Source organism: Novipirellula rosea, assembly GCF_039541335.1.
Classification (GTDB): domain Bacteria; phylum Planctomycetota; class Planctomycetia; order Pirellulales; family Pirellulaceae; genus Novipirellula; species Novipirellula rosea.
Genome location: NZ_BAABGA010000018.1, coordinates 74,029 through 98,762, shown reverse-complemented (window position 1 = coordinate 98,762; position 24,734 = coordinate 74,029). Strand labels below are relative to the sequence as shown.

The window sequence follows — 24,734 nt, the reverse complement described above, 5'->3', positions numbered from 1 at the left end:
GTAGCGAAACTCGCCAAGAGTTTCGTCATGCATTCGTAGCGAAACTCGCCAAGAGTTTCGTCGGGATAGCTATACCGATGACAGGCTGGAAGCCTATCCCACATGCATTCGTAGCGAAACTCGTCAAGAGTTTGGTCGGGATAGCCATGCTGATGACAGGCTAGAAGCCTATCCCACACGAAATGCCAAAAACACGGGGTTTTACGCACCTTTAATACAACATAAGGGGCATTATCGGACGTTGCGGGGCGGTTGATTTCGCCCGCAAAACCCGGCCTCTCCCGCTTTTTACTCTGCCGGACCCGGTGCCTGATTCAGCTCCCGACGATGTGTCGACGCGATCATTCGTCACCGATCGCTCGCTCGCAAACGATGCGTTGTCGCGACCGTTTGCTGTGCGAATCGAACGATCAAAACAAAGGCGGTGCTGACTTCCGCCGCGGTCGTGATTACGACACTCGTCCGTCAAGATTTGCGACGCTTCACTTGGCCGTTTCGCTGTCGCACTGCCCTCCGCTTTTGCCCCTCAACTTTGCCCGTGCGATTGTCTTGGCGAAGCCTTCGCTGGATCCCTCGGCAAGCTCTCGGAATGCAGCGTTCAGCTGTTTGAGATGTTCGATCGACTGAGGCCAGATTTGGCCTGCGGAGATGGCGACGCATCCGCGGGATGCGTCGCCCATCGAGCGAAAGAAAATGGCTCGATTTTAGAGTTTGGCGAGAACTGACTTTTGGTTCTCTTTTGTTCACCTATGCCGTTTCGGCGTCTTCCAAGAAGACACCGATCCGGCGGAACTTTTCATACCGCTCGTTGACCAGTTCTTCGGTCGTTTTGGTTTCCAGATCCGACAGCGTTCGCGACAGATAACTCTTTAGTCGCGACGCCATTTGGTGGTGGTCACGATGGGCGCCACCGAGCGGTTCTTCGAGCACATCGTCGACCACGCCAAGTCGCTTCAAATTGTCGCTGGTGAACCGCAGCGCGGCGGCGGCTTTGGGTGCATGTTCGTGGCTCTTCCACAAGATGCCCGCACAGCCTTCGGGGCTGATCACGCTGTAGTAAGAATGTTGCAGCATCGCGATCCGGTCGCCCACGCCGATGCCCAATGCGCCGCCCGATCCGCCTTCGCCAATCACGACACAGATCACGGGCGTCTTCAAGCGGCTCATCATGAACATGCTCTCGGCGATCACTTGCGCTTGGCCACGTTCTTCGGCACCGATCCCCGGGTATGCACCGGGCGTGTCAATGAAACAGATCAGCGGCATGTGATACTTTTCGGCCAATCGCATTTTGACCATCGCTTTGCGATAGCCTTCGGGATGGGCACAACCGAAATGGCACGCCGCGCGTTCTTTGAACGTGCGTCCTTTTTGATGGCCGAGGACCAGCACCTTGAAGCGATCGAGTTTGGCGAATCCTGACAGCATCGCGCGGTCATCACCAAAATGTTTGTCGCCATGCAGTTCGACAAATTCATCAAACGCGAGATTCAAATAGTCTCGGGTGTAGGGGCGGTTTTTGTGACGAGCCACCTGCACGGTTTGCCATGAGTCAAGCGACCCATAAACATTGCGTAGCAGATCGACGAGTTTGCGACGCAAGTCGCGAATCTCTTTTTCGATTTCGTCAGTGCGATTGGTTTGACGCTCAAGCGACGCAATCTTGCTCTCAAGATCCGCGATCTCGTATTCAAATTCTAATCCAGGTCCAGCGCTCATTCTTTTCTCGTGATAAGTGAGGTGCGGCTTCTAAGACAATCGAAAAATCGGAAGCATCGCACGTGTGTCGTGTTTAGAAAGCGAAGTTTATATTTCGTCGTCTTCGCCGTTGGCGGATGGTTTTTTGATCATGTCTTCGGCGCCACGGATTCCCGTCTGCGTATCGAACACGCTGACATCGGGTTTGCGAGGCCGCTTGTTCCACAGTTCCATCGCTCGGAATTGTTTCAGGAATTCCCACATCGACGGCGGCCGATTGTCGGGCTTCTTCGCCATCATCTGCTTGATGATATCGGCAAAGTCTTTGGACACGTTGTTGTTGTACGCGATCGGACTTGGGATCGATGCGGTTAAGTGCTTGTTCAGCAAATCATTTGGCGTGTCGCCGGTATATGGTGGTTTGCCCGTGACCAATTCAAACAACACGCAGCCAAAGCTGTAAATGTCCGATCGCTCGTCGCATACTTTGCAGCGGATCTGCTCAGGCGACATATAGCTTCGTGTTCCCTTGGCGTATTTGGAGCTGTGGAACAGTTTGCTGAATCCGGTTTTCTTCTTCTCGGCGATCGTAAAGTCGATCAACTTCGTTTCACCATCGCGGCTGACAAGGTAATTGTCTGGCTTGATATCCAAGTGGATCCAATTCTTGGTGTGCATGTAATACAAACCCTCGGCGGCTTGCCCGACGATTTTGTCCAACATGTAGGCCAGCGATTCAGGGCCTTGCCGGAGCGCTTGCTTCATATTCAGTTCGCTGAAGAGTTGCAGCACCAGAAACGGGACCCCGGACTCGACGCGAAAGTCGATCACTTTGATAATGCGGGGGCTGTTCAGGTCTGACGCTACCGTGAACTCGTGTTTCAGTAACGCGATCTCTGACTTGTCCTCTCGCGCCGATGGCTTGAGCAGTTTCAGCGCGTATCGCTTCTCAGAGTTTTCGTCGATGGCTTCCCAGACGTCACAGGTACTTCCGGAGCGAATCAAACGGGCCAATCGATAGGGGCCCAGAAAATCACGGGTCTTGGTCATCAGCACAAATCAGGGGCGAATCGTAATTTGGTCGGCACAGAACAATCGCTCTATGATAGTTCAATCGGTCCCTAGCCCGATAGGTCGGGATCGAGGCCGGGTCGACCTGCCAGGACTTCGACGGGTGACTGCCAGATGCCATCCATTTTGGCACTAAATCGCGGGTTTTTGTTAGATCTGCGGCCGCTGCAGCTGCTGTTCGTACAGCTCGCGGATTCGCCGAGTCATCGTTTGATGACGGAACTGGTCCGTAAATCGCCTCTGCCCTGCCCTCCCCATTTGCTGTCGCAATTCGCCGTTGCGGCTCAATCGGAGGATCGATTCGGCGAGCTGATCGATGTCACCGGGCGGGATCAAATATCCTGTCTCACCCGAGATCGCGACCTCGCGAGCCCCGTCGACGTCGTAGCTGATGACCGGTCGGCCAGCGATCAAGGCTTGCGGAAGTGCTCGCGCCAACCCTTCTCGGTACGAGGTGTGGACCAACGCGTCCATCGCCCCAATCAACGAGGGTACCTCATCGGGGGGAACCAACCCCGAGAAAATGAAGTTCTCGCTCAATCCCAGCGATTCGATTCGGCGGGTCAGGCTGTCTCGTAAAATGCCGTCGCCCACCAACAGAAATCGGACTTGCGGGACTTGTTTGACGACGTTGACCGCTGCCGAGATCAGGTCGTCGTGTCCCTTCAAATGAAACAATCGAGCGATTTTTCCGATCACGATCGCATCTTCGGACAATCCAAAACGCTGACGAACGCGGTCCCGATGTTCACTCGCATGCAGAAATGGCTCGACATCCATGCCGCTGTAGATCGTTGTGAATTTTTCACGCGGAGCCACATTGGCATCGACCATTAAATCGGTCATCGCGTCGGCGACACAAACCATGTGGTGACATCGTTTGGCTGCCCATCGCTCGCAGGTTCGATACAGCGTCCGCGTCAGCGCGGGTTGATATTCGTGAAACGGAGCCCCATGCACGCTGTGGATAATCGCCGGAACCTGCTCGCTCCACGCGACCGCTCGACCCAAAATTCCCCCCTTGGCGCTATGCGTATGAACAACGTCGGGTTTGAATTTTCGGATCACCTCGCGAAGCTCGGCACGTCCCTTGAGATCGCGGATTGGATGGATCGAACGACGCAAGTGGTCGAGCTTGCAAATTGGCAACTCCCCTGCCCTCCCCTGGCTCAATAAGTCTCCCTCGGGCCCGACTTCTTTTCCGGTGATCAACAGCACGTCGTCACCGAAATCGTGCATCAGGTCCAAGCAATTCAGTAGCGTGTTCTCTTGAGCACCACCAATAATCATTCGAGTAATGACATGAGCAACACGCACGAATTATTTCCTAGCGAAGCGAGACGGTTCAGGGACGAGTGGGGGACGGTTTAGTTGAGGTGTTTTTTCAGGAACCCATCAATATCGGTTACTACCGTATCCATCCAATCGCTTTGGTTCCAGTGACCATGTTTCGCGCCGTCATGAACACGAAGCTCGTAAGGAACACCAAGGCTCTTCATTTTTTCGCGTGCCGGTTCGTTGCGAGCTGGGTTGTCCAGACTTCCCGTGATGAACAAGGTCGGTGGCATGTCCTTGTCGATTGCTTCATAGGCATCGGCAAGCTTGTACATCTCGGCGTTTTCGTCGATCGTCGCGCCGATCCAGTGCACCGCATACGCATTGTCTTTCGCGTCATGGGATCGGTCGGCAACGCTGCCCGATGCGGTTTGCAGAGGTCCCGCCATCACGACGACCGCTTGAAGACGCGATTGTTCGCCGCTGCTTAATCCATCGTGATGCAACTTGGCGTTGGTGTTGCCCGCAGCCATTAACCCCGCGAGATGTCCGCCCGCGGAACCACCCACTGCAGCAATTCGGTTCGGATCAATGTTCCAATCCGCTGCATGTTGCCGGATGAATGCCGTAGCGGCGTTACAGTCACGAATCGCGGCGGGAAATTTCGCTTCATAGCCGAGCCGATACTCGATCGCCGCGACGACATAGCCCTTCTTGGCAAGTTGTTTAGCCAGAGCGTGGAACTTGGTCTTGTCTCCTTTGAGCCATCCGCCTCCGTGAACCAGCACGATTCCCGGAAGCGTTGTTGATTCAGCGGCAGTGGGACGAAAGACGTCCATCAGCAGTTTGCGGTCATCGGTGTTTGCATAAACAACGTTGCGCTCGATCGACAACTCCCCTGCCCTGCCCTGATCCGTTTTTGTTGACGCGTTTTCTTCTAATTCGGGCTGCGGCAGCACGCCATATTGATCGATTGTTTTGTAATAGATGCCGCCAAACGTGCTGATGAACAGCGTTCGTCCATCACTGCCCGCGATGATGGCGTTGATTGGTCGCTCGGGGGTGGGAATGGTTTCACGCAGGCTTCCATCGGGACCAAATACGCTGACGGCGTTTGCACCGGTGCAGTACACATTGCCCGCCCGGTCGATGCACATTCCGTCGCCTCGGAAACCTTCGTCCGTTTCTTTTAACTGAGCAAACGGCTTGGCAGCCATGATCTTTTTGGTTTCATCGATTGGAATCTGGTAAAGTGCACCCGACTTGTGCGATGACACGTACAACGTGGATTCGTCGGGTGACAAGGTGATCCCGTTGGGGGTGTCCAGCTTCGTGGCAAAGATCAGCACCTGTCCTTTCGTATCGATCCGGCGAACGACGCCTTCGCCGGTGAACGTGGCGTAGACATTGCCGCGTGAATCGACCACCAAGTCATTGGGGCGTTGATTCTTTTCAAACTGAGCCAGCGTTTCAGTTTTGCCACGCGTGCCCAGGGTTGCAATCCGACTGTTGGCGTTATCGCTCAAATACAACTTGCCAAGCTGATAACACGTTCCGGAGATGCCAAGCGGTTCTTTCAATATGTCTTCGGAAATCACTTGCAACGTTGCCAAATTAATTTTGGCCAAACGTTTGGCTTTGACATCGGGCGCGTAAAGCAGGTTTCGGCCATCCCAAGCGGCGCCATCGACGAGTTGAAAATCAGCATCCAACCGCTTCAATTCATTTTCGTTTGGCGTTGGCGATTCGGCGGTGGCGAATTGGATCGCCAGCGTGGCGATGGCGAGCATGGCGACCGAGCAGCGGGTTAGAAAGTGGGCGGGCATCGAAAGGATGTTCCTTGGTGAGCGGGAGGAGGTTGGGGAGAGCACTGGCAGCTCACCAGTTTACTCACTCTTTTACTCGCAATGTGCCCTGCCCTGCCCCGCTCGAAAACCTGTGAAGTATTTTTTCTTATACGGGATGTGCTTTTTTAGCGTAGCGCAAGTCGTCAAGACTTTCGATCCACGACGGGTGCCCTACGAAACTCTTGACGAGTTCCGCTACAAAACATTTCACAGCCCTGCCCCGCTCCGCAAAAATCACTCGCGTGGTTTGACGTCCTGAAGCTGCGTTTCGAGTAGCCGCATGCTTCGCGACAGCAGCACGCGGATGGCGACATCGGTTTTGCCAAGCTTGGCGGCAATTTCCTTGGTCGGCAAACCTTCGACGTAACGCATGCGGATCGACTGTTTTTGTTCGTCCGAAAGTTCCTCGATCGCCTCTTGCATGCGAACCATGCGAATGTCGCGGCTCAGTGCGGCGCTGGGCGACGTCATGCTGGCGACCAACATTTGTTCCAACCCCAAAGCCGCCGTGCCGGCTGGGTTTGCCGCGTGAATCGATCGCTGGCGGCCCGCGTCACGTCGTTTCGCACCAAAGTGAAAACGATGGGCATCGACGACTCGGCGGCGAGCAATCTGTTGCAGCCACTGCATCGGCTCGTATTGGTCGAATGGCGCCGAATCGAGGCTCGACAGCGCCGCGGTGGAGACTTCCTGGATCAAGTCATCCAATTCGACCACAGCCAACAAATGTTCTCCGGTGATCGATTTTAGAAAGCCAGCCAATTGCCCGCGGTTCAGGTCGATGTAGTTCGCCAGCGCCTCGGCATCGTGCTGTTTGATCCGCTGCACGAGTTCGGGTTGATCGAATTTATCCATGTTCAGACCTATCGGTGAGGTAGCTTGATTCCCCTAATCAACATACAGTAACGACGTCGTTTGAAGAAACCATTGGATAGGTATCGAAGTTCATTTCGTGGAGAATGTTTTGTCAGAGATTCTGCAATGAAAGCTCGAATCGACTCCCACGATCCCCGTGAAGACGATATCGACGCCGTCATCCAGGCGTGTCTCGAAAAGCTCGTTCAACGTGCTTCGGTTCAGCAGCCTGCGGAATTGCGGAACTTATTGCCCGACGTCGAATCGGACCTGCGTCACTTCGTGTTGATCGAATTGATCAAATTGGACATGGCGATGGCGGCCGACGCAGGGACGCTGCACAGCATCGAACACTATGTCGATGCGATGCCCGACCTGCTCTCGATGGTAACGGTTCCACTGGATTTACTGATGGAAGAAATCCAGCTGCGAAAAGATTTCGGCGAAACCCCATCGCATGACGAATACCTGCTGAGGTTCCCTCAGTACGAAGCATTGCTGGACCAAATGTTGACTCGGATCGAGGCAACACGTTCGGTCGCCAAGTGCGGTCTTCCTCCCGAGATTCCGGTTGGCAGACAAGTTGATGACTTTCTGATTCTCGCCAAGCTCGGTCAAGGCGCGATCGCCCACGTTTATCTGGCTCGCCAAATTTCGATGCACCGCTTGGTCGCACTCAAAGTTTCGCACGGCAGCGGTGACGAGTCTCAGGCCCTCGCTCAATTTGATCATCCCAATATCGTTCGCGTTTTCGACCAGCGGACGGTTGCCGACCAAGCATTACATTTGTTGTACATGCAATATCATCCGGGCGGCACCTTGGCTGATGTCGTGCAACTGGTACGGCATTGTGACCGTTCGCAGCGATGTAGTCGGTTGCTTCTTGATTCGGTTGACCAGAACTTGTTAAGGGCCGCGCAAGTGGTTCCGGATCGATCGGCTGTGCGTCAGTGGATCGAAACAGCACCCTGGCCGACCGTGGTCGCATGGATGGGAATGCAGCTAGCCAAGGCGCTTGACGAAGCGCACGCATGTGGTGTGCTGCATCGCGATGTGAAGCCAGCGAACGTGTTGTTATCGGCCGAGTGTATTCCGCAACTCGCGGACTTTAACGTCAGCTTCGCGGGTGCTGCGGGCCGCGCCGGTGCGGCGGCCTCGTTCGGTGGTTCGATTGCCTACATGGCGCCCGAGCATCTGAGAGCGATTAGTTCAAAGCTGCTTGATGAACCCGAAAAGGTTCAAGAGCCTGCGGATTTGTATTCGCTCGCTGTCACGCTGTGGGAATTGTGGCAAGGCGAACGACCGTTTGCATGCGACGCCATTGCGGGGTCTTGGAGTGACGCGGTATCGATTCAGCTAGCCGCCCGGGCAGAGCCACTCAAGGAACCGCAGCGATCGGAAACCGCGTCCGAACGCGTTCTCGAAAAAGTGCTTCGCAAGGCGTTGTCGTTGGATCCTAAGGATCGTTTTGTCGACGGTGCCGAGATGGCCGGTCGGTTGCGTTTGTCGCTTCACCCGGAAACCGCGACGCTGTTTGATCCCCCTGAAAAATCAGTCGCGATGACGCTCTCGAAATGGTCGCCTTGGATCGTGACGTGTGTCATTTTGTTGTTGCCCAATATGATCGGCGGCTGTTTGAATTTTCAATACAACTTTCATCATGTGATGACGACGCCCGAGACCAAAGAAGGATTGCGAATCGTTTCATGGATTGTCAATTTGACGTTCTTTCCCTTTGCCGCAGGGATCGCGATTTGGTATACGCGGCGGATTGTTCGCGCCGTGGATTCGGTTCGCCGTGGTGCTCGTGTCGATCCATCGGATCTCAGTGAGACGCTGGAACTCGGTCATCGCGCGGCATTGATCGGAGGCACGTTGTGGTTGATTGCCGGCGTGTTGTTTCCGCTCGTTTTGTCGTGGATCTTTCCTGACTTTAGTATGACGCAAGCGGTTCATCTTTTTATGTCGTCCCTGATCTGCGGCGGCGTGGCGATGATCTATCCGTACTTTGGCATGGCGCTGGTTGCTACGCTTGTGTTCTATCCCCGTTGCTTGAGTGGGACGATGCAAGATCCGCAATTCGACCGGCGATCGGACCAGATCTTGTACCGTAGCGAGTGGTATTTGTTGATCGCCGCGATCATTCCGTTGCTCGGTGCTGCCCTGCTGGTTACCACCGAAGGAGCGTCACAATTGTTCACGTTGACCGCGCTGGCGGCAGGGATCATCGGGCTGCTTGCTTCATTTTTTGCTTATCGGTTTATCGTCAACACGTGGAAGCAAATGGACGCCGTGTTGTCCAAGCGAACATCGATGGTGCCCGGTGAGTTGACCGCCGCAACTTGACATTCGGCTTCGCTTAACCGCTAAAACTTTGGTATTGCCATCGGCTATTGGGGGTGAGTTTTTCTTCTAGGCTATACCGCAGTTACCTCTCCACCGACGAAGTCGGGGGAGAGGTCGAGCACGCCCTAAAGGTGTTGCTCGGGTGAGGGGGCGACCGCGCAACCGGCGAGCAACTCAGGTGGACATGACAATACCGCTGCCCGCGACTTGCTCGGTCAGCCCCCTCACCCGAACGTCGCTGAAGGCTCCGTTCGACCTCTCCCCCAACGAAGTTGGTGGAGAGGTGGCAGGAAAATTGCGCAACCAAAAAATCACGACAACACCAAAGTTTCAGCAGTCTAGGCTTGAGCCGCACCGCTAACGAAGTAGATACGAGGCCCAAAACGGCGTGCGGGACGATTGCATCCTCGTTCCCCCCCCCAAAGAACTCGTGATGCAATCGTCCGCACGATTTGGACTCGGGTTTCAACCTAAATTCCGTTTGCTGCAGCAACGTCGCTCGTGGCGTTGTTGGTGTCGAGCATCTTGATGGCCGAGCGGAGTGAATCGACATCGGGCTCGCTATGGGGCAATTCGTTCTGCCCGTTCTGCACCGAGTCGATTTGTGAAGCCTCCGACTGGGGAATCGCGTTCACTGCGGAGGGCTGGGCGTTCTGGACGCTGCCGGACTGGATCGTTGAAACCGATTCGGTTTCCACCGTGGTGGTCACCGACACGGAAACGACGGGGATCGATGCGGCGTCAAACGCTTTCAAGTTGTTCGCTTCGTCGCTCTCCATCAGTTCGTCAAAACTATCGATGGCGACAACCAGCCGCTGAAAGCCGATGACTTGTCCGTTGCGGTTGCCCATTGCCAGCGCTTCGATTGGCAGCGTCACCAGCACTTCGAGTGATTCGCCTGCTTCGATTTTGTCCGTCTTCACCGTGGCGTTGGGCGACGTTGGACAGATGTGTCCAAAAACTGCTACGGCGGTCACATGGAAACCACAAACACTGCGAGTGCTTTGGTTTTGAATCACGACAGCGAACGTCGGCCCACACGCCGAATCGAGATGTTCGTGTTGGTGGACCTCGACGATTTGCAAGTCGCCGATTTCACAATCGGGAATCACCACGTGCCCAAACGGCGACGAATGGAATGTCGAGCCACGATTGAACGTGTTGTTGACGCCGTGCTGCGAAATCAAGTCGATAACGTGACCGCAATAGGAATGGTTCCCGAACAGATGCGAGGCATTGATTTGCTGTGCATCGGATTGCATCGTCATGCAGACGATAAAACTAGTGGTCATCAAGACCTTGGTCAAAGTTTGACGGTTCATGGGTTTGCCTGCTTAGGAAAAGTGGATTGGGTTTCGATAGAAGAAAAGCCCGGCAACCGCGAAGCAATCGGGTTGTCGGGCTTAGTGGTCTTTGTTGAATCAGCAGAGTCGACGACTACCAGCAACCCCAGTAGCTGGTGTAACAAGGGGTGTAGTAGGTGTACGTCGGAGTGTAGCTGTAGTGGGTTGTGTACACGGGGGTGTAGCAGCTGTGGCTGTGGTACACCGGACGGTACCAGTTGCTGAAGCTACGGTAGTGGTGGTGGTGGCGGTGACCGTAACCAATCCGGCGGAAACAGGCCGCGATGGCCTCTTCGCCACTTTGTTTCTCGCCGTCGTTCAACAGCGACTCGACATCCGCAAGTCCAAGATCGTCGCTGTCATCGACCTGAGCGATCGAGTCGTTTTGGTCTAGGTTGGCGATCGTCGACAGCATGCTGTCCTCAGCCATAACCGAGCTAGCAACCAAGATCATCGGGGCAACTGCGAAAAAGAATCGGTTTAACATCTTACTGTTCTCCAAGTGTGGCAGTGAATTGAAGGAAGCGATCGTGAGTCTGCCGTGTCGCGTCGCTGCGTTGTTTGCTTGACTAACAGGCCAAGCGACGGCACCGCCGATGTGTTACGAGAAAATTCGAAAATGTTTTCGAAGCGGTTTTCACTGGCCGTTTCGACGATCGTTTTGCACTAGAGGTTTGCTGTAACAACGCATGCGTTTTTTCGCTGGGATATAAAGTCACGCGAATGAAATGAGTCATCGCGACGCCTTACCTCTCATGCACCCCAGGGTATTACGATGCGTTTCCTATTCTCTTTTGCCGTGCTTGCTGCTTTGTTTTGGGGCAATACACAGGTCCACGCGGACGACAGTTTGTTTTCCGAAGTCGCGATGGAATCCGTCTTTGAGAAACAGGTCGCGACCGTAAAAGACGTCGCCACGATCAGCGACGGTGAAACAATGCAGCGAATTGTGGGCGTTTCCTCGCTGATCCAGGTATTGAAGGCCGCTGGATTTGAGCCCAGCGAAGAACAGGGATCGGCGACCTTTAAACTCAATCACGCCCAATGGATCTTTCCTGTTTCGATGACGGTGTTTGTCGATGAAGACCGCATCGCTTGCGAAATGTCGCTCGTCAAAATGGAAGACGATGCTTCGTTTGACAAAGAAACACTGTTGAAATTGCTGGTTTCCAACACCGCAACCCAAGGCGGCTATTTCGCGTTTGATCAACAAAACAAACGAATCCAGTTGCGAGTCTCGCTCAGCAACCGAGCTGTCACGGCGCGTCAATTGAAAGCGGATCTGACCCAGCTGGCGATTTTGGCCGAGCGAAAGTCCGAGATCTGGTCCCAAAACAACGCTCCGGCCAAAACCGAATCGACCGCGACCACCCCAACAAAACCAACAAATAGCACGAATTCAGCCAAAAAACACTTCTCGCTGGCTGGAACATGGTCGGCATCGCTAAAGAGCGGCGAAGCGTTCGCCCTGCGATTAAACAGCGAAGGCACGTTTCAATTGGTCCACATGAAGTCGGGAAAAGCGACCTCGTCGAAAGGCAAAGTGACCCGCGCCGACAACAAACTGACTTTGATCGGAGACGACAAAATCACGCTAAATTGCACGGTCAATCAGACCGTGGCCGACAAATTCCAACTAGCGGTCAACGACGCCAAGGGCAACGTGGCAATCAAACTCGACTTCACCAAAGCCAAGTAAGGCACGGTGCGAGTTTTCGCTTCCATCCGGCGTTGCGAAAGCGTGCTGTCACCTCTCCCAAACGCAGTTTTGGGAGAGGTCGAGCAGAGCCTTCAGCGATGCTCGGGTGAGGGGCGACCGAGCAAGTCGAGTCCACTGCACGCCATGTTGCGCGGTCGGCCCTCACCCGAACGAGGCCTAAAGGGCCCGTTCGACCTCTCCCTGCTTCGCCGGGAGAGGTGGCAGAGGTGCCAACGCGACCAGGCGGCTTACGCTGCACCGCTATCAAGTTCACTGAATTCAACAAACCGCTCTGTAACACCCTCATCGGGTCTCCGCTTGGTAAGTAGAGCCAAGCCGATTTTTACCCCCCGCGACACACCCTGTCGCGACAGCAACTTTTGAGGTGATTCAATGACCCTTCTTCGACCCCGCGGCGTTTTTTCGCCAGCCTGTTACGCCCTGTTCGCGTTGACGTTTGTCGCATCGATGACGCAAACCGCACGGGCCGATGCGGACAAGTACAGCAAAACGCTGGAATCGACCGTTTGGATCATCACCAGCGACGCGGAAAACGAAACCTCTACCGGAACCGGGGTTTTCGTCGATGGGGACAAGCGACTTGTGCTCACCAACGCTCATGTGGTGGGCGACAGTCGCTCGGCAGTGGTCTTTTTTGCTGATGTCCGCAACGGGCTGCCCGAGGTCAAACGAAAGCATTATCTCGACAATGTGCTGAAACTCGCTCAGCCTGGCAAAGTCGTCGCGGTCGACCGCAAACGCGATTTGGCCCTGATTCAGCTGCCCAAAGTGCCCGATCGTGCCAAAGTGATCGAGTTGGCCGACGCCAGCACCAAGCCCGGATCGGCGGTCGATGTGATCGGAAACCCCGGCGGCAGCGACGTTTTGTGGGTCAACACCTCGGGAACCGTTCGCTCGGTATACGACAAAAAATTCAAATCCAACCACGGCGAACATGATTTCAAAGTGGTCGAGATCCAAAGCCCGATCAAACCCGGCGATAGCGGCGGCCCCGTCGTCGACAACGAAGGCAAATTGGTCGCAATCGCCCAGTCGTTTTCGCCGGAAAGCCCGTTGATTAGCTACTGTGTCGACGCGACCGAGATCAATGCGTTCATGGAGGGATCGTGGAAAGAAGCCCCGCTGCCAACCAAAGATCTGTTGGATGCTGCGAATATCGTCCACACCAAACACTCGACCGGTCACTACCAAGTCGAACAAGAGATTTCGAAGGGTAAGAAACAAGCCGTTTTCGTGGCCAAAGAGACCGAGTACTTCAAACGAGCCGATGTGCGAAAGATCTGGTCGCTCGTGTCGGTCTCCAAAGACGCTCCGAGCAGCGAGCTGATGATGCGACTGCTTCGTCAGAGCTCGGCGACAAAAATGGGCTCGTGGGCTGTCGAAAAGAACTCGTCTGGTGAACACATGATCATTTTTGTGGCCAAGCTCGATGCCACCGCCCCGTCGGAAGCCGTGCAAGGCACGATCGAGTATGTCGGACGTATTGCCGGAGCGATGCACAAGGAGCTGAATCCAAGCAAGGACGAGAAAACCGCGAAAGAAACGTTGGCATCCTGGCTCGCTCAATAGACAGGTCGCTCGCCAAATCTTATGAGCCGAGGGCCGCGAAGCAGGATCTTAGCCGTTTTGGCGCTAGCCACGGTTTCTGCGTGCTCAACCGAGGCGTAGCGGAAGCCGTCAAGACTTTCGATCCACGGTGAGTCCCTCGGAACTCTTGACGAGTTTCGCTACGAAATGCTTCACAACGCTCGCTCAAACGGCTAATGGGATTTTCACCCAATGATCTCTGACTTCCGCTACAGAAAAAATCGGCAAGAAAATCTGTAACGCTTTTCCAAGACGCTCGCTTGGTTATTTATCAGGCGGATGACAAAACCAAGTCCTCCGCCTGATTCTCACTCCCATTCAGTCCACTTCAGCTCAGGAATCGAAAGCCATGAAACGTACATTCAAAACGCTCGCCGTCGCCGTCACCACCCTTGCATTGACCACCACCAACGGTTCGCTCGTGTCGGCTTGCGGAGGACGATCCGGAGGCGGTGGCGGCGGCTCGTTCGCTCGTGCCAGCTTTGGCGGCCACTCGAGTTATGGCGGCCACTCGAGCTATTCAAGTCGCGGCACTTATGGCGGTCACTACGGCAGCCCCAGCACGTATGCGTCATCGTGTCCGACGTCGCGCTACGCATCGCCCGTGTACTCGCAACCCGCCCCTTCGCACGCCATCCCTTCGCAGCCGCAGCCGCAGTTCCAGCAAGCCCCAGCGCCGACGGGGACTCCTTCGAACTTGGCCGCGAACGGTGTTAGCCAAGGTCGTCCCGTGCAACCAACGCAAACCCAGCCTGTGAACTCGGCTGCCCCGGCTCCTGCTGCAGCAGCACCAACACAATCGACTCCGTCACGCAGCCAGCCGGCTTCGCAACCCACTTCGAAACCCCAATCGGCCGAAGCCTCGGCGCTTCAGATGCTGGCTTCGATCAACAATGTCGAGTCATCGCCCGCCGAAGAAACTCAATCACAAATGCCAGAGTTCACCGCGGCATCCTCGACGACCGCTGGTGCCCATGTCGGAAATTGGAAAGTCAATTTGCCAGGCAACCAATCGGTTGAGCTCGTTTTGGCCGACGATGGCAAATTCAGTTGGACCGCGACAAAAGAAGGCAAGTCGAACTCGTTTAGCGGCCAGTACCGATTAGAAAACGGCCAGCTCACGTTGGTGCGATCCAACGACCTGCAACAAATGTCGGGCCAATGGACCGGCAGCGAAGGAAACTTCACCTTCAAGCTTGACGGAGCGACAAACGGTGGCTTGAATTTCCAACGCAGCTAAACACGTCTTGTGCAAGTTACCTCTCCCGAGCTTTAGCTTGGGAGGAGGTCGGACGGGCCCTTTAGGCCTCGTCCGGGTGAGGCCCGACCGCGTAGCCTAACTTGCACTCTGTCTCCACTTGTTCGAACGCCCTCACCCTGGCAATCGCTGAAGACCCTGCTCGACCTCTCTCTAACTGTGTTTGGAAGAGGTGACAGAGAGACGCTTCAACCCGCCCTGCCCTGCCCTTCTGGCAACTCGAATCCATTCGTAGCGGAAGTCGTCAAGACGCTTGTGAATCCCACCGGCGCATAAAAAAAGCGGCTCCTATGAACAAGGAGCCGCGATGGGGAGTTCGACGGCCGTGCATGGCCGCCGTGCTACGTCTGAATGCTTATGCACCGAATTCGATGCGGCGTGGTCCGAGTTGCTGTTGCAATCGGTTGACGATCGAAGTGTGCATCTGGCTGACTCGCGACTCCGATAGATCGAGCGTTGCACCGATCTCCTTCATCGTCAATTCTTCGTAGTAATAAAGAATGATGATCAATCGCTCGTTGCGGTTCAGGCCTTTGGTGACCAAACGCATTAAGTCATTCTTTTGCACACGGATCGTGGGGTCTTCACCCTTCTTGTCTTCAAGCACGTCGATTTCGCGAACGTCCTTGTAGCTATCCGTTTCGTACCACTTTTTGTTCAGCGAAACGACGCCGACTGCGTTGGCGTCGGATTGCATTTTTTCCAATTCAGCAACCGGAATCTCCATCTTCTCGGAAAGTTCCAAGTTGGTAGGAGCTCGGCCAAATTTGGTTTCGAGTTCTTTCTTGGCTGCGGCAAGCTTGCTGGCCTTGCTGCGAACCAAACGAGGAACCCAGTCCATGGTGCGAAGTTCGTCCAGCATGGCACCACGAATACGTGGCACACAATACGTTTCAAACTTGACGCCGCGTTCCATGTCATACGCGTCGATGGCATCCATCAAGCCGAAGATCCCGGCACTGATCAAGTCATCCAGTTCGACTCCGTCGGGAAGCCGTTGCCAAATACGTTCGCCGTTGTAGCGAACAAGCGGCATGTAGCGTTCGACCAACCGATTGCGTAAATCTTCGTATTCTGCTGCGTCCTTGGTGATTTTCTTGAAGTCTTGCCAGACTTGCAGAATCTCATCGTCGGTTGTGACTGTCGCTGCCATCCAATCCTCCGTGACCAAAAAATGTACTGACGGCTTCCTGCCGTCCGCGTCTTGTAACAATGGACGTTCGTTGCTGCCGCAAACGCCAACAATCCAAGTCCATCGTTACTCATATAAATCCATGACGGCTTGGTGCACGTTTGCATCCATGCATTCGTAAACCAAACCCGCCGTGGCGCCCAACCGAAGCATCCATGTTGAACATCCGTGTTCAAGATTCTTCGGCGGAGTTGTCTTCTAAGAGTCCTGCGTCAATGATCCCTTGGCGATACCACTCGACTCGGCGTCGAAAATTGGCTTCCACGGAATCACGAACGACATACTCGATAATCCACCCTGCGCCCCATCCGATGCCACTAAATACCACCAGTGCAATGATCGCCTCGCTGGCGACGTGATCGGCGAACTCGCCGAATATTGCACCTCGTACGACAACTAAAGCCATTGCAAGTGCACCAAGGCATAATGCGAAGCTTCGTGTCACGGGTCTAAGTGTCCTTCGAAGAACAAGGTTTCCTGTGTTGTAATGGGAGCAACCAGATAATTTAAAAATTGGCTCAAGCCACTTTTGAAACGTCCAGTGTGCTACACCCTCTGTATCGGCACTGCCCCAGGTCAAACCTGAGTCTACTTTTTAAAAAAACTAAGCTGCGTCTAAATGTTGGCTCTGTAACGTCGTGGGCAGCAATCGTGACAACAATGTCTCGGCGCTCGCGACTTGAATATCATCGGGGACCTGTTGTCCGTTGGTCAGATAGCTCAGTGGGATCCCCGGCAACGAATCGGATGCGGAGAGCGCCGACAACACACCTGCGGTGTTCGTCGCTTCGTCCAGCTTCGTTAGAATCGCTGCAGTCGGTCGCGCCGGGGAAAATCCGCGAAGCACCGAACGGACCGTCGATACCGAACTGGTGGCCGCCATCACCAAATGAGTTTCATCCGGCTGCGCCATCCGCAATAGTTCGACGAGCTGGTCGATCCTCGCATCGCTCGATGGACTGCGTCCCGCAGTATCAATGAGTACCAAGTCGACATCACCGAGTCGTTCGATCGCGGGCTGCATCTCCGCAGGCTTCTCGACCACCTCCATCGGCAAGTCCATGATTTCGGCGTAGGCCTCAAGTTGCTGGACCGCGGCGATCCGGAATGTATCGATGGTCACCAAGCCGATCCGCCGCCGCTCCTGGATACGGAATCCTGCGGCCAACTTGGCAATCGTGGTCGTTTTGCCCACGCCAGTCGGACCGACCAACGCGACAATGTGTTTTGAACCCGGTTGCGTACGGATCGGTCCGCCTAGCCGCAACTCGCGAGCGATCGATCGCTGCAGATGTTCCATCCACGGTTGGCCGTGAGATTCACCCAGTCCCGCAGCAAAACTTTCGGTCGCTCGTAACCAGCGGTCGGCGGTGATCGCAGCCACGCCCGAATCAATCAATTGTTCGCGGTACGCTTGCAAAGGACCTGCCAACATCGACGCCGAATGCATGAACACGCTTTGCCGCGGTGATGCGTCTTGCTCGTTGTCATCAACGTTTTCGTCGAGATCATCCGCTTCGAGCGACGGGGTTCCGTTTGCATCAATCGCATCACGCAATCCTGCGGTAACCTCGACATAAGTACGGCCCAGCCATCCCATCCATCCATCGCGGACTTGGCGAGTATGCAGCACCGAAGCATCGGGGCCCATCTGCTGGCGAATCTCTTCAAGGGCATCTTGAAGACTGGCGGCTCGGAAGGTGCGAATATGCATAGTGCGAATCACATCGCGAGGTGTTTCTTGGTGATCGGAAAACGGTCGACGATGACCGGTTTCAATAAGCTTGTTGATTTGGTTCGTTTCGGGGTGTTGGCTCAATCGGTTTACGTGTCACTGACAACTCCGTGGGATTCGATCTTCGTATCCTGAGTCACTTCGTTGTACGACAGGATTCTTAAACGTGGCATCGACGGCGATGTGATTTGGCGAAGTCCCGGACGAATGCGAGGACTGACCAATAAAATCGGCGGGTAGCCAGCGGTTATCAGTTTCTTAACGGCTTCTTGGATTCTTTCGCAAGTGAGGTCTACCGCTTGAGGACTCATTCTCACAAAAAGTCCTCGTTCGGAATGTTCGATCCCCGCCGCAATGCGGTCTTCCATCGCTGGATCCAATGCCAATACATGCAATTGATTGTGCTCGTCGCGATACCGCGTGCTGATGGTGCGTGCCAATCGATGACGCACGTATTCACATAACAACACGGGATCTTTGGTGCGAGAGGCAAAATCGCCAAGCGTTTCTAGAATGATGCTTAATTGACGAATCGGCACGTCTTCTCGCAGCAACAAGTGCAACACCTGCTGGACTTCGCTGACCTTCATCGCGCCAGGGATCAATTCGTCGACCACCGCCGGTGAAACCTCTTTGAGTTCATCGATCAGATGTTTCGTGGCATCACGCGAAAGCAGTTCATCGGCGTGACGACGGGCAACCTCTTGCAAATGAGTTGCTAGCACTGCACCAGGTTCCACGGTCGTGTAGCCATAAATCGCCGCCTGTTCGCGACGCATCGGATCGATCCAAACCGCAGGTTCGCCAAATGTCGGGTCACGTGTCGGTTCGCCTTCGATCGTGCCCGTGGTTTGACCACTATCGATCGCTAGCAATTTGTCGGGGCGGACGGTCGCGCGAGCAATGGTGTTGCCAGCAATACGGATCTCGTATTCACTTTGCTCCAAGCTCATTTCGTCACGTACTCGCACTTTCGGCAGCACGATGCCGATGTCCGAGGCAATCGAGTTGCGGACGCCCGTGATTCGTTGCATCAAATCGCCGCCGCGTCCCGGGTCGGCCAAGCTCAATAAGCCAAGACCGATCGTCATTTCCATCGGGTCGATCGTTAAAAAGTCCTCGACTCGTTTTTCGGGCGGAGCCGCCGCAGCCGCTTTCTCGGCATTCTCGCGGACCTGTTTTTCATCAATCTCGCGAGTGTTATTGCGATTCATCACAATCGCTAGCCCGATACATCCGGCCCCCAGGGTTGCCATCGGGATCGTGGGCAGGCTGGTGACAATCAGCAGCAACAAAAAGCTGCCAGCCACCGTCAATGCCTTGGCGTTGCCAAAGAGTTGTTGCAGGAATTGAACCGGCAAGTTGACTTTCTGCGTGCTTCGTGTGACCAACAAACCAGCGGCAAGCGAGATCAATAGTGCCGGGACTTGGCTGACCAATCCGTCGCCGATCGTCAATTTGGTAAATAGCGCTCCCGCTTCGCTGATCGTCATACCAGCGTGCATCACCCCGATATACAGTCCGCCAATCACGTTGACGACCGTAATCACAATGCCAGCAATTGCGTCACCACGTACGAACTTACTCGCACCATCCATCGCCCCGTAAAAATCGGCTTGCGAGCTCACCTCTTCACGTCGCCGCTGGGCTTCTTTTTCATCGATCAAGCCCGCATTCAAGTCGGCATCGATCGCCATTTGGCGACCAGGCATCCCGTCCAAGGCGAATCGGGCCGCGACTTCACTAATCCGGGTCGAGCCTTTGGTGATCACGATGAACTGAATCAATACGATGATCAAAAAGATGATAATGCCGACTTCGATGCGATCGCCGGCGACAAATTCACCAAAATTCTGGATCACACCTCCCGCCGCTTCCATTTTGAGCGTGTCCGCCCCGGTCAAAATCAACCGCGTCGTCGCCACGTTCAGCACCAAACGTGCAAGCGTGGTGGCCAACAATAATGACGGAAAAATACTGAACTCAAGTGGCGTGGCGACGTAAATGGTCGTCAGCAAAATGATCACGCCAACGGTGATGTTTAATGCTAGCAGTAGATCCATCAGGATCGCTGGCAGCGGGACGAGGATCACGACTAAGCAGCCGATGATGCCGACTGGCAACACTAAATCGCGATAACGAAGTAGAACTGACAGCACGAACGAATCCTTCTCAAAAGAAACGAAGCGACCCATTCGCTTCTCTTTAGCGAAACTACAAAAAAAGTGACAATCAGGTCCAGAGAAGAACGAAGCGGCCCAGAGAGGGTTTTTGACTTCGTCGTGGATTGTCACCCGGCAGCAAAGCAGTCCAGCGCCGGCCGCCCGGTCAAATCTTGCAAAGCCCCCTGCCCTGCCCCGCTTTGATCCTACACAGCTTTTTTTAGCCCCATCCCGATAGGGATTTCAGCAATGAGCTGGTGGTTTGCGCGTAGCGAACACCACCGGAAAACCTGTGGACTCTGCAATCGGGCTCTAACGAGCAGGGGTTGGTTTGGGCCCACTTGGAGGAGGTGGTTTGTCGCATTGCCAGGCTGGTGATTCAGCTTGCGGATTGAGGTGCTATCGAAGATGCCAATTCAGGAAAAAAATTGAGAATTTCATGGTGGGTTAAATGGCTGCAAGCAGCGAGTTAAGGGACAGAACGCTACCCGCCTTTTTCGCGACTACCCTCAGACCGCCTGCAATGGCGAAGTCGAGTCCCTTGGTCTATAGATTTTAAAAAGTCGAAAATTTTGTTCTCGATTCGGATCGGTGTACATTGCTGCCTACCTTGCTGGTGAAAAGGCGGTTCAACAGCGTTTGTTTTCAAATTCTTTGTAAAGATGGTATCGATGAATCGTAACACGAAGCCGAAGGCCCACGCTTTTACCCTGGTTGAGTTGCTCGTAGTGATTGCCATTATTGGCGTCTTGGTTGGTCTGCTACTTCCCGCTGTGCAAGCGGCACGCGAAGCCGCACGCCGGATGCAATGTTCCAATCATATGAAACAACTGGGACTGGCACTGCAGAATTACCATTCCTCCTACAATCAGTTTCCCGCCGGCGCGGTTGACTTTCATGGCTATTCCTTCGGAGCCAGTCGTTCGGTCAGCGCGGCGATGTTTATCATGCCGTTTATGGAGATGAATTCGCTTTACGAAGCGTTCGTCGAAGACGCCAAGGTTGCTGTTCCCGAGTCGGGTGCCTGGGAGAGCCCTGCTCTGCAAGCGGCAGGACCTCAATCATCGTTCCTTTGTCCATCGGCCGCTAATGCTGACGGCACCGCAGTGAACGGTGTGTCGAAGTGCCATTACGTGTTCAGTACCGGCGATGCGATGTGGCATAATGCTCGCAACGATTCGCAAGAATCAAGTTCGAATTCTCGCATCGACTCACGCAGCATGTTTATTCCACAGATTGACGGCGAGCGAAATTCGAAACGTCGCTTTCGAGATTTGCTTGACGGCACCAGCAATACGATTGCGATGAGCGAGGTTGCCGGAACGCCGCGAGACGTGGCCTTCGTCAAAGGGGACGTCGCTAGTTTTAATGGAATGTATGATGGCACCACCGCGCTGCCTGGTCCCTGTTTGACCGCTCCGCTGGATGTAAACAATCCTCGTCTGTATCAAACCGGTGCCGACTGCTGGCGTGGACTGATCCTCGGCGACGGACGAACGATTAACAACCGCTTCACCACGACGTTGCCTCCGAACTCTTATTCGTGCGCCTATGGCGGTGGTAATGACAGTTGGGGCACCTATTCGCCTTCGAGCGAACACCAAGGCGGCGTGCAAACGTTGATGTTCGATGGGGCGGTTCGCTTCATCACCGACTCCATTGACTCCGGCAATCTCAACGCTCGCCAAGTCACCAGCGGCCAAAGTCCCTATGGCGTTTGGGGAGCGATGGGAAGTCCTGCAGGGAGTGAAACGGAAACGTATTCTAACTAATTCTCGAGCGTGCTCTCTCTCTTGATCGCGATCAAGAGAGTGTCGATTTGCTAAACTTGAATCTTCGTCACAGCTTCCTCGAAGCCTCTTTTCTCTCGTTGAAGGAATCAGATGGTCATGCATGTCAATCAAGCAGTTGCACTAGCGGGCTTATGTCTGCTGGGGGTGTGCGGATGTTCCGGGCAATCGATTCCCGATGACTTGCCGGAATTGTATCCCACCACGCTGACGGTCCATCAGTCGGGGGCGCCTTTGGTCGGAGCGAGTGTGCAGTTGGTTGCAGCGGATCCGGCACTCCAAAAATGGGTTTCTGGCGGCAGTACCAATGAAAAGGGCGAAGTCGTGGTGATGACGCATGGCAAGTTTGAAGGTGCGCCGGTGGGCAAGTTCAAAGTCACGGTCAACAAGACGCTGACCGAAGGCCAATCGGCCGGCAACGATCCTGGTGTTTCAAATCCGGTGAAGATTTACGATTTGGTCGAAGCCAAATTTCGCAGCATCACCACCACTCCGGTCGAAGTCGAAATCATGGCCGGCGAAAACAACTTGGATGTCATCGACGTCGGTGTGGCGGTAAAGGATGCAGCGGCTGAGCTGTAGATGCGGCAATGTCGAACCGCCTGTAGCAAAGTCTATGGATTTGGATTTCGTGGGCGATTTCGCTGGCGTTGTTTTTTGTTTTTTCAGACGGTTGACGAAACTGAATTTGACATTCGTTGTGTATAGAGTATCGGTTCTGGCTAATTGTGTATCACTCTGTTTTCGTGTTTCCGTTTTTTGGCGACTTGCAGCACACGACTGATGGCAAGCGTGTTACTTTTGCAGATTCACGCAATTCTCTTCCCGTCAAACGCGAGCGTTGGTTCGCTAACCGCTTGGATGTTGGTTGGCCTCTCCTGTGGGACTTTAGCGTGGCGGCAAGTGTTTGTGTTTTTGTAAGTGATTTTGCTGAAGCCAAATCATAAATACGTATTTTTTTCGATTCTCATATGAGGGTAGACAGATGAACCGGAATGCAAGGCGGAAGTTGACGGGTTTTACTTTGGTGGAATTGTTAGTGGTGATCGCCATTATTGGCGTATTAGTCGGGCTGCTTTTGCCTGCGGTCCAGGCGGCTCGCGAAGCAGCACGTCGCATGCAATGTTCTAATAACATGAAACAACTGGGGTTGGCGATCCAGAATTATCATTCTGCGAACAACCAATTCCCTGCCGGTGCGGTGGATTTCCATGGATTTTCACGAAACAGTCGAACTGTCAGTGCGGCTATCTTCTTGATGCCGTTTATGGAGATGAATTCGCTTCACGACGCGTTTGTCGAAGACGCCAAAAAGGCGACGCCGGGCTCCGGTCCCTGGCAAAGTGTGGCGCTACAAGAGGCCGGACCCCAAGCTGCGTTCCTCTGCCCCTCAGCGCAAAATGCAGATGGGACGGCGATCAACGGCATCTCGAAGTGTCATTATGTCTTTAGTACCGGCGATGCAATGTGGCACAACGCTCGCAATGACTCGCAAGAGGCAAGTACCTACGCTCGCATCGATCCACGCGGCCCCTTTATTCCTCGGCTCAATGGGGAACGAAACTCGGTTCGCCGTTTTCGTGACCTGTTGGATGGAACCAGCAACACGATCGCGATGAGTGAAGTAGCAGCGACTCCTCGTGATCAAGCGTTTGTCAAAGGCGATGTCGCTAGTTTCAACGGAATGTATGACGGGACATCCGCACTTCCCGGGCCTTGTTTGACCGCACCGCTGGATCCAAATAATCGGCGTCAATATCAAAGTGGCGCCGACTGCTGGCGTGGTCTGATCCTTGGTGATGGACGGACTGTCAACAATCGTTTCACCACCACGCTGCCGCCTAATTCGTACTCGTGTGCGTTCGGTGGTGGTAACGATAGCTGGGGCACCTATTCGCCCTCGAGCGAACATCAAGGTGGTGTGCAGACGCTGATGTTCGACGGTGCAGTCCGCTTTATCACCGACTCCATCGACTCGGGCAACCTCAACGCACGTCAAGTCACTTCCGGTGAAAGCCCGTATGGGGTTTGGGGCGCGATGGGGTCGATGGACGGAAAAGAAACCGTTTCCTATGACGGTTGATTTCGATTTGTCTCTTTTTCCTTCTCACCCCATCACCACGATCCGTGCTGATGCGGGTGTTTTATCTCATGTTGAACAGAACTAGGTGTTTGCAGATGTATCGAATTGCGTTTTTTTGCGTGTTGCTTGCAGTCGTTTCCGGGTGTGCCTCGGAAGAAAAGCCCGATGGGCTTCCGGTGCTCCATCCGGCCGAGATCACTGTGCATCAAGGAGGCGCTCCGCTGGTCGGCGCCAGCGTCCAGCTCATCTCGACTGACCCCACGCTTAGCAGGTGGGTTTCAGGAGGAAGTACGAACGAGAACGGCGAAGCCGTGGTCATGACCCACGGTAAGTACGTCGGTGTTCCGGCCGGCAAGTTTAAGGTGACCGTGAACAAGACCCAGATCGAAGGTGCTGCGGCAGGCAACGACCCCGGATCTTCGAACGAAGCTAAAATGTTCGATCTTGTTGAAGCCAAGTACCGAGCCGTGACGACCACACCGATCGAAGTCGAGATCTCTGCAGGTGATAACAAACTTGACGTGATCGAGGTCGGTGCGCCGGTCAAAGACGCAGCGGCTAAGCTGTAGATCATTGACGGCGTTACCGCCGAGAAACCACTCGGTATCAAAATCAACAGGGCTGAAGGACGATCATGGATCGTTCCCTGCCCTGTTTTCGTTTCCGCGACACCGCTCGATCGGCTCGAAACGTTAGCGGATTCAAGCACACCTACAAACGTTGAGCAGGATCAATGAACCGATCGGCGAAAGCACGTCGAGCTTGGAATGAA

Annotated in this window: 19 protein-coding genes; 8 read left to right on the top strand and 11 right to left on the bottom strand. The window is 54.4% G+C overall.

The window, feature by feature from the left end; translation table 11 throughout:
* Positions 1-747: 747 nt before the first annotated feature.
* The 5 genes from ABD971_RS07055 to ABD971_RS07035 all read right to left on the bottom strand — a co-directional run bounded on the left by ABD971_RS07055 (position 748) and on the right by ABD971_RS07035 (position 6,746).
* A complete protein-coding gene (locus ABD971_RS07055) occupies positions 748-1,719 on the bottom strand; it encodes an acetyl-CoA carboxylase carboxyltransferase subunit alpha (protein ID WP_339939577.1) in 972 nt (323 codons plus the stop codon).
* Positions 1,720-1,806: 87 nt separating this feature from the next.
* Entirely contained in the window at positions 1,807-2,748 is a 942-nt protein-coding gene (locus tag ABD971_RS07050; protein WP_345320695.1) for a serine/threonine-protein kinase, read from the bottom strand.
* A gap of 171 nt (positions 2,749-2,919) precedes the next feature.
* Entirely contained in the window at positions 2,920-4,086 is a 1,167-nt protein-coding gene (locus ABD971_RS07045) for a glycosyltransferase family 4 protein (protein WP_345320693.1), read from the bottom strand.
* Positions 4,087-4,136: 50 nt separating this feature from the next.
* A complete protein-coding gene (locus ABD971_RS07040; protein ID WP_345320691.1) occupies positions 4,137-5,870 on the bottom strand; it encodes an SMP-30/gluconolactonase/LRE family protein in 1,734 nt (577 codons plus the stop codon).
* A gap of 255 nt (positions 5,871-6,125) precedes the next feature.
* A complete protein-coding gene (locus ABD971_RS07035; protein ID WP_339939585.1) occupies positions 6,126-6,746 on the bottom strand; it encodes an RNA polymerase sigma factor in 621 nt (206 codons plus the stop codon).
* 126 nt (positions 6,747-6,872) lie between these two features.
* On the opposite strand from ABD971_RS07035, the gene ABD971_RS07030 reads away from it, so the two are divergent.
* On the top strand, positions 6,873-9,092 hold the full coding sequence (locus tag ABD971_RS07030; protein WP_345320688.1) for a serine/threonine protein kinase: 2,220 nt from the start codon (positions 6,873-6,875) through the stop codon (positions 9,090-9,092).
* Between the two features lie 470 nt (positions 9,093-9,562).
* Here the strand turns inward: ABD971_RS07030 and ABD971_RS07025 are convergent, their stop codons facing one another.
* Positions 9,563-10,414, bottom strand: coding sequence for a hypothetical protein (locus tag ABD971_RS07025; protein ID WP_345320686.1), 852 nt, complete (start codon positions 10,412-10,414; stop codon positions 9,563-9,565).
* Between the two features lie 115 nt (positions 10,415-10,529).
* Positions 10,530-10,922, bottom strand: a complete 393-nt coding sequence (locus tag ABD971_RS07020) for a hypothetical protein (RefSeq protein ID WP_345320685.1) — start codon at positions 10,920-10,922, stop codon at positions 10,530-10,532.
* A 288-nt stretch (positions 10,923-11,210) separates the two neighbouring features.
* Here ABD971_RS07020 and ABD971_RS07015 point away from each other — a divergent pair, with 288 nt between their 5' ends.
* The 3 genes from ABD971_RS07015 (at position 11,211) to ABD971_RS07005 (ending at position 14,982) form a co-directional block, all read left to right on the top strand.
* A complete protein-coding gene (locus tag ABD971_RS07015) occupies positions 11,211-12,134 on the top strand; it encodes a hypothetical protein (RefSeq protein WP_345320683.1) in 924 nt (307 codons plus the stop codon).
* A 393-nt stretch (positions 12,135-12,527) separates the two neighbouring features.
* Complete coding sequence (locus tag ABD971_RS07010; RefSeq protein ID WP_345320681.1) at positions 12,528-13,724, top strand: S1 family peptidase; 1,197 nt, start codon at positions 12,528-12,530, stop codon at positions 13,722-13,724.
* A gap of 367 nt (positions 13,725-14,091) precedes the next feature.
* Entirely contained in the window at positions 14,092-14,982 is an 891-nt protein-coding gene (locus ABD971_RS07005) for a hypothetical protein (RefSeq protein WP_345320679.1), read from the top strand.
* Between the two features lie 373 nt (positions 14,983-15,355).
* On the opposite strand, the gene ABD971_RS07000 is transcribed toward ABD971_RS07005, so the two are convergent.
* The 4 genes from ABD971_RS07000 to flhA all read right to left on the bottom strand — a co-directional run bounded on the left by ABD971_RS07000 (position 15,356) and on the right by flhA (position 20,122).
* Positions 15,356-16,153: a FliA/WhiG family RNA polymerase sigma factor gene (locus ABD971_RS07000; RefSeq protein WP_040771197.1), complete on the bottom strand. Its 798-nt coding sequence runs from the start codon at positions 16,151-16,153 to the stop codon at positions 15,356-15,358.
* Positions 16,154-16,364: 211 nt separating this feature from the next.
* Positions 16,365-16,598 carry a hypothetical protein gene (locus tag ABD971_RS06995; RefSeq protein WP_345320675.1) on the bottom strand — a complete coding sequence of 78 codons (234 nt, stop codon included), beginning with the start codon at positions 16,596-16,598 and terminating at the stop codon, positions 16,365-16,367.
* 198 nt (positions 16,599-16,796) lie between these two features.
* Entirely contained in the window at positions 16,797-18,011 is a 1,215-nt protein-coding gene (locus ABD971_RS06990) for a flagellar biosynthesis protein FlhF (protein WP_345320673.1), read from the bottom strand.
* A 5-nt stretch (positions 18,012-18,016) separates the two neighbouring features.
* Positions 18,017-20,122: a flagellar biosynthesis protein FlhA gene (gene flhA, locus ABD971_RS06985; RefSeq protein WP_345320671.1), complete on the bottom strand. Its 2,106-nt coding sequence runs from the start codon at positions 20,120-20,122 to the stop codon at positions 18,017-18,019.
* Positions 20,123-20,760: 638 nt separating this feature from the next.
* Between flhA and ABD971_RS06980 the strand changes: the two genes are divergently transcribed.
* The 4 genes from ABD971_RS06980 to ABD971_RS06965 all read left to right on the top strand — a co-directional run bounded on the left by ABD971_RS06980 (position 20,761) and on the right by ABD971_RS06965 (position 24,531).
* Positions 20,761-21,861 carry a DUF1559 family PulG-like putative transporter gene (locus ABD971_RS06980; RefSeq protein WP_339939606.1) on the top strand — a complete coding sequence of 367 codons (1,101 nt, stop codon included), beginning with the start codon at positions 20,761-20,763 and terminating at the stop codon, positions 21,859-21,861.
* A gap of 117 nt (positions 21,862-21,978) precedes the next feature.
* Complete coding sequence (locus ABD971_RS06975) at positions 21,979-22,461, top strand: carboxypeptidase regulatory-like domain-containing protein (protein ID WP_339939608.1); 483 nt, start codon at positions 21,979-21,981, stop codon at positions 22,459-22,461.
* A gap of 403 nt (positions 22,462-22,864) precedes the next feature.
* On the top strand, positions 22,865-23,962 hold the full coding sequence (locus tag ABD971_RS06970; protein WP_345320666.1) for a DUF1559 family PulG-like putative transporter: 1,098 nt from the start codon (positions 22,865-22,867) through the stop codon (positions 23,960-23,962).
* Between the two features lie 95 nt (positions 23,963-24,057).
* Complete coding sequence (locus ABD971_RS06965) at positions 24,058-24,531, top strand: carboxypeptidase regulatory-like domain-containing protein (RefSeq protein WP_339939615.1); 474 nt, start codon at positions 24,058-24,060, stop codon at positions 24,529-24,531.
* Positions 24,532-24,734: the final 203 nt, after the last annotated feature.

Bases quoted from the DNA above. Each gene is read 5' to 3' on its own strand.
- ABD971_RS06965 (WP_339939615.1), top strand. From the start codon at position 24,058: ATGTATCGAATTGCGTTTTTTTGCGTGTTGCTTGCAGTCGTTTCCGGG.
- ABD971_RS07050 (WP_345320695.1), bottom strand. From the start codon at position 2,748: ATGACCAAGACCCGTGATTTTCTGGGCCCCTATCGATTGGCCCGTTTG.
- ABD971_RS06995 (WP_345320675.1), bottom strand. From the start codon at position 16,598: ATGGCTTTAGTTGTCGTACGAGGTGCAATATTCGGCGAGTTCGCCGAT.
- ABD971_RS07040 (WP_345320691.1), bottom strand. From the start codon at position 5,870: ATGCCCGCCCACTTTCTAACCCGCTGCTCGGTCGCCATGCTCGCCATC.
- ABD971_RS07055 (WP_339939577.1), bottom strand. From the start codon at position 1,719: ATGAGCGCTGGACCTGGATTAGAATTTGAATACGAGATCGCGGATCTT.
- ABD971_RS06980 (WP_339939606.1), top strand. From the start codon at position 20,761: ATGAATCGTAACACGAAGCCGAAGGCCCACGCTTTTACCCTGGTTGAG.
- ABD971_RS07015 (WP_345320683.1), top strand. From the start codon at position 11,211: ATGCGTTTCCTATTCTCTTTTGCCGTGCTTGCTGCTTTGTTTTGGGGC.
- ABD971_RS07030 (WP_345320688.1), top strand. From the start codon at position 6,873: ATGAAAGCTCGAATCGACTCCCACGATCCCCGTGAAGACGATATCGAC.
- ABD971_RS07000 (WP_040771197.1), bottom strand. From the start codon at position 16,153: ATGGCAGCGACAGTCACAACCGACGATGAGATTCTGCAAGTCTGGCAA.
- ABD971_RS07005 (WP_345320679.1), top strand. From the start codon at position 14,092: ATGAAACGTACATTCAAAACGCTCGCCGTCGCCGTCACCACCCTTGCA.
- ABD971_RS07025 (WP_345320686.1), bottom strand. From the start codon at position 10,414: ATGAACCGTCAAACTTTGACCAAGGTCTTGATGACCACTAGTTTTATC.
- ABD971_RS07035 (WP_339939585.1), bottom strand. From the start codon at position 6,746: ATGGATAAATTCGATCAACCCGAACTCGTGCAGCGGATCAAACAGCAC.
- ABD971_RS07020 (WP_345320685.1), bottom strand. From the start codon at position 10,922: ATGTTAAACCGATTCTTTTTCGCAGTTGCCCCGATGATCTTGGTTGCT.
- ABD971_RS06970 (WP_345320666.1), top strand. From the start codon at position 22,865: ATGAACCGGAATGCAAGGCGGAAGTTGACGGGTTTTACTTTGGTGGAA.
- ABD971_RS07010 (WP_345320681.1), top strand. From the start codon at position 12,528: ATGACCCTTCTTCGACCCCGCGGCGTTTTTTCGCCAGCCTGTTACGCC.
- flhA (WP_345320671.1), bottom strand. From the start codon at position 20,122: ATGGGTCGCTTCGTTTCTTTTGAGAAGGATTCGTTCGTGCTGTCAGTT.
- ABD971_RS06975 (WP_339939608.1), top strand. From the start codon at position 21,979: ATGCATGTCAATCAAGCAGTTGCACTAGCGGGCTTATGTCTGCTGGGG.